The organism is Salinivibrio sp. AR640, from assembly GCF_001995405.1.
GTDB classification, from domain to species: domain Bacteria; phylum Pseudomonadota; class Gammaproteobacteria; order Enterobacterales; family Vibrionaceae; genus Salinivibrio; species Salinivibrio costicola.
In genome coordinates this window covers 1-6,073 of sequence record NZ_MUFD01000047.1, presented here as the reverse complement: position 1 = coordinate 6,073, position 6,073 = coordinate 1, and the positions used below count along the sequence as shown (strand labels likewise).

The window sequence follows — 6,073 nt, the reverse complement described above, 5'->3', positions numbered from 1 at the left end:
ACCTGATCCCATGCCGAACTCAGTAGTGAAACGAAGCAGCGCCGATGGTAGTGTGGGGTCTCCCCATGTGAGAGTAGGACATCGCCAGGCTCTCATTGCTTATCTTGTTGATAGCTCGATGCTTTTGATATCTTCGATGCTCATGTATTGGCATACACTGCGTGTCTCGATTCAAAATCCTCATCGCATCAAACAAGATAATCTAATTAGAGCTTARTATTRGGCTTTAGTTAGCAAAMATTTAAGCATCAAAGCAGATATGTGTAAGACTTTGATAAGTAGAAATACGAAGCCCTGACCTAACGGTCGGGGCTTTTTTGTATCTTTAATCTTTGATGAAAAACCAATAAAGCCCTGGCCTGACGGTCAGGGCTTTCTTTTTTTGTTCGTGTTTGCTCGTCTCATCGCGACATAGCACAAAAAAGCCTCTCTATAATAGAGAGGCTTTTGTCGTTTTAACCAGTGTCGTTTTAACCAATATTGACGGATTAAATGGAATTTTTGTCTATCAGATCCTGAGTACGCTCGGCTGGCTCGTCAAGTCCGAGCTTCTTATAGGCTGTTAGCATCAGAGGCAAAGAAGCTTTAGCGGCTTCAGTGTCAGGGAAGTCTCGTTGTAAGGCCTGGCAACGGTTAACGGCTGCAACCCAAGCTTCACGACGAATATAGTAGTCGGCGGCGGCTAACTCGTATTGAGCTAAACGATTTTTTAACGCGATCATACGTGCCTTTGCATCAGCAGCATACTCGCTATTGGGATAGCGTTCGAGTAAGCGGCGAAAATCAGTAAATGCTTTACGAGCCGGCTGAGGGTCACGATCATTGCGCTCCATACGGAGAATGTCGTGGATTAGGCTGCGATCTTGTGCCATATGAACGAGGCCTCGCATATAGGCAACCCAGTCACTTTCGGCATGAGCGGGGTGCATACGCATAAAGCGATCAATGGTTGCTTCGGCCAAGGCCAGATCGTCATTTTTGTAATAAGCATAGATAAGATCCAGTTGCACTTGATCGGAATAAGCACCAAACGGATAGCGAGAGTCCAATGCCTCAAGCTTTTCAATGGCTGTTATCCATGCCCCTTTGTTTAACTGCGCTTCAGCATCCTGATACAGTTTGGATGGCGGATCGTCTTGGACAACTTGACTGTTGCTTGAGCAACCGACGAGTACAGAGGCTGCGAGTAGCGCAGTAAGGGTTAGGCGTTTCATGGGTTATCGCACTTCCTTGAAAAGTTTTTATGCCATCTGGATTACGGTCACAGCGGCAAACAGATACAATGTCATTATCCCGGCTATTTTATCCAGTGATAGGCGACTATAGCAAAAGGCGTTTACCGGCGATATGCCGAGCGCCACGATAGCGACTGTTGCGAGGGTTTAGTCATAGAAATCACAGAAAAGTTCGGTATGGCACAACAGATAGAATTATCCCATCAGATCCAAGAACACCAAATGGGTCAGCGACTCGATCAAGCGATCGCAGAGCTGTTTCCCGATTACTCTCGCTCTCGGATCAAAACATGGATTCAAGCAGGGCAAGTCTCACTCGATGGTATGGCGGTAGACAAGCCTCGTCAGAAAGTCATGGGCGGGGAGCAGGTTGAGATTGACACAGAGATTGAAGATGACGATCGCTGGCTACCCCAAGAGATACCGCTCGACGTCGTCTATGAAGATAATGACCTCTTGGTGATTAATAAACCTGCTGGGCTTGTGGTGCATCCAGGTGCCGGCTGTCCGGATGGAACACTATTGAATGGTTTACTTCACCGTTATCCTGATATCGGGGATGTACCGCGTGCAGGGATAGTGCATCGTTTGGATAAAGATACCACGGGCCTAATGGTGGTTGCGAAAACGATCCCCGCGCAGACCCGACTGGTACGCGCGCTACAAAAACGTAAAATCACGCGTGAATACGAAGCGATTGCGATTGGCAATATGACCGGTGGTGGCATGGTGGACAAACCGATAGGCCGCCATTCAACAAAACGGACTCATATGGCCGTCCAAGAATTAGGGAAGCCTGCGATAACCCATTATCGGGTTGCAGAACATTTCCGGGGTCATACACGGTTACGTTTGCGACTAGAGACGGGGCGGACTCACCAAATCCGAGTGCATATGGCGTATTTAAATCATCCTCTGGTAGGGGACCCGCTTTATGGCGGTAAGGCAAAGCCTCCACGTCAAGCGGGCGAGATCTTGGTTCAGACGCTAAGGCAGTTCAAGCGCCAAGCATTACATGCCGCCATGTTACGTCTTGACCATCCGATCACGGGTGAGCAAATGGAATGGCATGCCCCGATCCCCGACGATATGGTCGCATTGACGGAGCATTTACGTAGCGACCAAGCAGAAAACGGAGAAGACGAGTACTAATGGATTATCTCCAACCTGATTGGCCGGCTCCTGATAATATCGGTGCACTTACCACAACTCGTGAAGGGGGAGTGAGCCAGGGCGTGTTTGCGGGTTGGAATCTTGGTATGCATGTGGGTGATGATCCAGATGCCGTGCAAAAAAATCGTCTTGCTCTAGCCGGTATGGTTCACGGAGAACTGACGTGGCTTGAGCAAGTTCATGGGACTGAGGTTGCACGGCTGCCACATCAAGACACACATCCCAAAGCCGATGCAGCATTTACAGATACCGTCGGACAAGCTTGTACGGTCATGACCGCTGATTGCTTACCGGTACTTTTTTGTAGCCATGATGGTTGCCAGGTCGCGGCGGCACATGCCGGGTGGCGAGGGCTACTAAATGGTGTTTTAGAATCAACCCTCGCTTTATTTGCGCAACCAGAACGCTGTTTTGTTTGGTTGGGGCCGGCAATTGGTCCACAAGCTTTTGAAGTCGGTGAAGATGTTTATCAGGCATTCATCTCGTATTCTTGGCAGACCAAGGCCGCTTTTTCACCTCGAGGGTCAGATAAGTATTTGGCTGATCTCTATGCGCTTGCAAGGCAACGACTAATAGCTACTGGCGTGACCGCGATTTATGGGGGATCGCTATGTACCTACCAGCAAGGCGATCAATTTTATTCCTATCGCCGAGATGGACAAACGGGGCGGATGGCAACGTGTATCTGGCGAATGAAATAAAGTCGTCTTAGATGCTTGAAAAATACCTGCATCGTGCCCATTTATTCATCAACTAAAGGTGTTAAGTGGGAGGAACTAACGATGCGCCTTGACCGTTTTACCAGTAAGTTTCAAATTGCCATTTCTGATGCGCAATCACTCGCGTTAGGGCGAGACCATCAATATATTGAACCCGTTCACTTGATGACCGCACTCCTGAATCAAGATAGCAGTGCGATTCGTCCGCTATTAACCATGCTGAACGTGGATGTGAGCCAACTGCGCTCTAGCCTTTCTGAGTTATTGGATCGCGTCCCTCAAGTCACAGGCACGGGCGGTGAGGTTCAGCTTTCGAATCATCTGGGTAACTTATTTAACCTTTGCGATAAGATCTCACAAAAGCGTAAAGACAAATATATCTCGTCTGAGCTTTTTGTCTTAGCTGCGGTAGAAGATAAAGGGCCGCTTGGGGAGCTATTGCGCAGCCATGGCCTGACATCACAAAAAGTTGAACAAGCGATAGAAAAAGTCCGTGGCGGTCAGCAAGTCGATGATCCCAACGCCGAAGAAAACCGGCAGGCGTTGGAGAAATTTACCCTGGATCTGACCGAGCGTGCTGAGCAAGGCAAACTGGATCCTGTTATCGGCCGTGATGATGAAATTCGCCGGACCATCCAAGTGCTACAGCGTCGTACCAAAAACAATCCCGTCCTGATTGGTGAGCCTGGTGTAGGCAAAACCGCGATTGTTGAAGGGTTAGCCCAGCGTATTGTGAATGGTGAGGTACCGGAAGGTTTGCGCCGTAAACGCGTGCTTTCTCTCGATATGGGGGCGCTAGTCGCTGGGGCTAAATACCGTGGGGAGTTTGAAGAGCGACTAAAAGCGGTATTAAATGAACTGGCGAAAGAGGAAGGTAATGTCATCCTCTTTATTGATGAACTTCATACCATGGTCGGGGCCGGTAAAGCTGAAGGGGCCATGGATGCCGGGAATATGCTCAAACCTGCCTTGGCACGGGGCGAGCTTCACTGTGTGGGCGCAACGACACTTGATGAATACCGCCAATATGTAGAGAAAGATGCGGCATTAGAACGTCGCTTTCAAAAAGTATTGGTGAATGAGCCGAATGTAGAAGACACGGTCGCCATTCTGCGCGGATTAAAAGAGCGTTACGAGCTGCACCATGCGGTAGAAATTACCGATCCGGCCATCGTCGCCGCAGCCAGCTTGTCACATCGCTACATTGCCGATCGCCAGTTACCCGATAAAGCCATTGATCTTATTGACGAAGCGGCGTCCAGCATTCGGATGCAAATTGATTCGAAACCCGATTCGTTAGATCGCTTAGAACGACGCATTGTCCAACTTAAAATTGAACAACAAGCACTAGAAAAAGAAGAAGATAGTGCGAGTCAAAAGCGTTTAGAGACATTGCGTGACGAGCTAGAGGCAAAAGAGCGTGATTATGCCGAGCTCGAAGAGGTCTGGAACACAGAAAAAGCCGCTGTATCTGGAGCTCAACATATAAAAGCTGCTCTAGAGCAAGCACGAACTGACATGGAGATAGCGCGGCGAGCCGGGGATTTAAGCCGAATGTCAGAACTACAGTATGGCAAAATTCCTGACTTAGAAAAGCAGCTCGATCTTGCTAGCCAAGCAGAAATGCAGGAAATGACTTTATTGAAAAACCGAGTCACAGAGGCTGAGATCGCAGATGTTATCGCACGGCAGACAGGGATCCCTGTTTCTCGTATGCTGGAAAGCGAAAAAGAAAAGCTACTTAAAATGGAATCAGCCTTGCACCAGCGGGTGATAGGTCAAGATGAAGCGGTCGGTGCCGTCGCCAATGCCATTCGGCGTAGCCGAGCCGGACTGGCGGATCCGAATCGCCCGATTGGCTCCTTCCTTTTCCTTGGGCCGACAGGGGTGGGGAAAACTGAGTTGTGTAAGTCGCTGGCCGAATTCATGTTCGATAGCCGTGATGCTATGGTTCGGATAGATATGTCTGAATTTATGGAAAAACACTCGGTAGCACGCTTAGTTGGCGCGCCTCCTGGTTATGTTGGATATGAAGAAGGGGGCTATCTTACTGAAGCGGTTCGTCGTCGTCCCTATTCGGTAATTCTACTTGATGAGATAGAAAAAGCGCATTCTGATGTATTCAACATCTTGTTGCAGGTACTCGATGATGGGCGTTTAACGGATGGTCAGGGGCGAACGGTTGATTTTCGAAATGCCGTCGTCATCATGACCTCCAATCTGGGTTCAGAGCAAATCCAAGCACACTTTGGTGAACTGGATTATGCAGGCATGAAGCAAACAGTGATGGAGGTGGCGGCGAATCATTTCCGACCGGAGTTTATTAACCGTATTGATGAAGCCGTTGTGTTCCATCCACTGGTTGAAGAGCATATAAAAGAAATCGCTGGCTTGCAGATGCAAGAGCTTGCCCGACGAATGGCAGAAAAAGATTTCAAATTGGAGATTTCCGAAGCCGCGCTTGCCAAGGTTGCTCAAAGCGGGTTTGATCCTGTCTACGGAGCGCGTCCACTTAAACGGGCTATCCAACAGACAATCGAAAACCCACTGGCGCAACAAATATTGAGTGGGGAACTGGTCCCAGGTCAGCCCGTTTGGCTTGATGTTGAGAATGACCATGTCATTGCAAAACAAGGCTAACCCAGCCCTATCAGGCAAAAGCCACCATTTTTGGTGGCTTTTTTCTTGGTTTGACTCAAAAACGCTTAGGAATAATGCAAATTGTTGGGTTTTTGCGCGCCTGAGATCTTTTTATCAAAAACCCCTTGCGCCAAAAAATTACCTCTCTATAATGCGCTCTCGTTGGCACGGCAAGCCGAGCTAACAACGGCAATACAGACAAGCAAAACAAAATGCTTGACTCAATGCCAAAGTGGCGTATTATGCCACTCCCGCTCAACGATGAGCGGCGCTCTTTAACAATTTGACCTATGCAATCTGTGTGGG

5 protein-coding genes and 1 rRNA gene are annotated in these 6,073 nt (G+C 48.7%); 4 read left to right on the top strand and 2 right to left on the bottom strand.

Features of this window, described 5'->3' with window-relative positions; all coding sequences use genetic code 11:
- Positions 1-90, top strand: a 5S ribosomal RNA gene (gene rrf, locus BZG75_RS14985); the annotation flags it as partial.
- 398 nt (positions 91-488) lie between these two features.
- On the opposite strand, the gene bamD is transcribed toward rrf, so the two are convergent.
- The gene (bamD, locus tag BZG75_RS14980; RefSeq protein ID WP_077461944.1) at positions 489-1,214 is read right to left on the bottom strand and encodes an outer membrane protein assembly factor BamD; all 726 of its coding nucleotides are present in this window, start codon (positions 1,212-1,214) and stop codon (positions 489-491) included.
- 198 nt (positions 1,215-1,412) lie between these two features.
- Here bamD and rluD point away from each other — a divergent pair, with 198 nt between their 5' ends.
- The 3 genes from rluD (at position 1,413) to clpB (ending at position 5,767) form a co-directional block, all read left to right on the top strand.
- Positions 1,413-2,387 (top strand): 23S rRNA pseudouridine(1911/1915/1917) synthase RluD, encoded by a 975-nt coding sequence (rluD, locus tag BZG75_RS14975; RefSeq protein WP_077577408.1) that lies wholly within the window; start codon positions 1,413-1,415, stop codon positions 2,385-2,387.
- Positions 2,387-3,109 (top strand): peptidoglycan editing factor PgeF, encoded by a 723-nt coding sequence (gene pgeF / locus BZG75_RS14970; protein ID WP_077461942.1) that lies wholly within the window; start codon positions 2,387-2,389, stop codon positions 3,107-3,109. Before rluD ends, pgeF begins: the two co-directional genes overlap by 1 nt.
- Positions 3,110-3,190: 81 nt before the next feature.
- Entirely contained in the window at positions 3,191-5,767 is a 2,577-nt protein-coding gene (clpB, locus tag BZG75_RS14965; protein ID WP_021024607.1) for an ATP-dependent chaperone ClpB, read from the top strand.
- Positions 5,768-5,822: 55 nt separating this feature from the next.
- On the opposite strand, the gene BZG75_RS15475 is transcribed toward clpB, so the two are convergent.
- Positions 5,823-6,073 (bottom strand): hypothetical protein (locus tag BZG75_RS15475; RefSeq protein ID WP_206744406.1); only part of this gene is annotated, 251 nt, incomplete at its 5' end.

What these genes read in the sequence shown, in the direction of transcription:
- bamD (WP_077461944.1), bottom strand. Translation starts at nt 1,214, where the DNA reads ATGAAACGCCTAACCCTTACTGCGCTACTCGCAGCCTCTGTACTCGTC.
- clpB (WP_021024607.1), top strand. Translation starts at nt 3,191, where the DNA reads ATGCGCCTTGACCGTTTTACCAGTAAGTTTCAAATTGCCATTTCTGAT.
- pgeF (WP_077461942.1), top strand. Translation starts at nt 2,387, where the DNA reads ATGGATTATCTCCAACCTGATTGGCCGGCTCCTGATAATATCGGTGCA.
- rluD (WP_077577408.1), top strand. Translation starts at nt 1,413, where the DNA reads ATGGCACAACAGATAGAATTATCCCATCAGATCCAAGAACACCAAATG.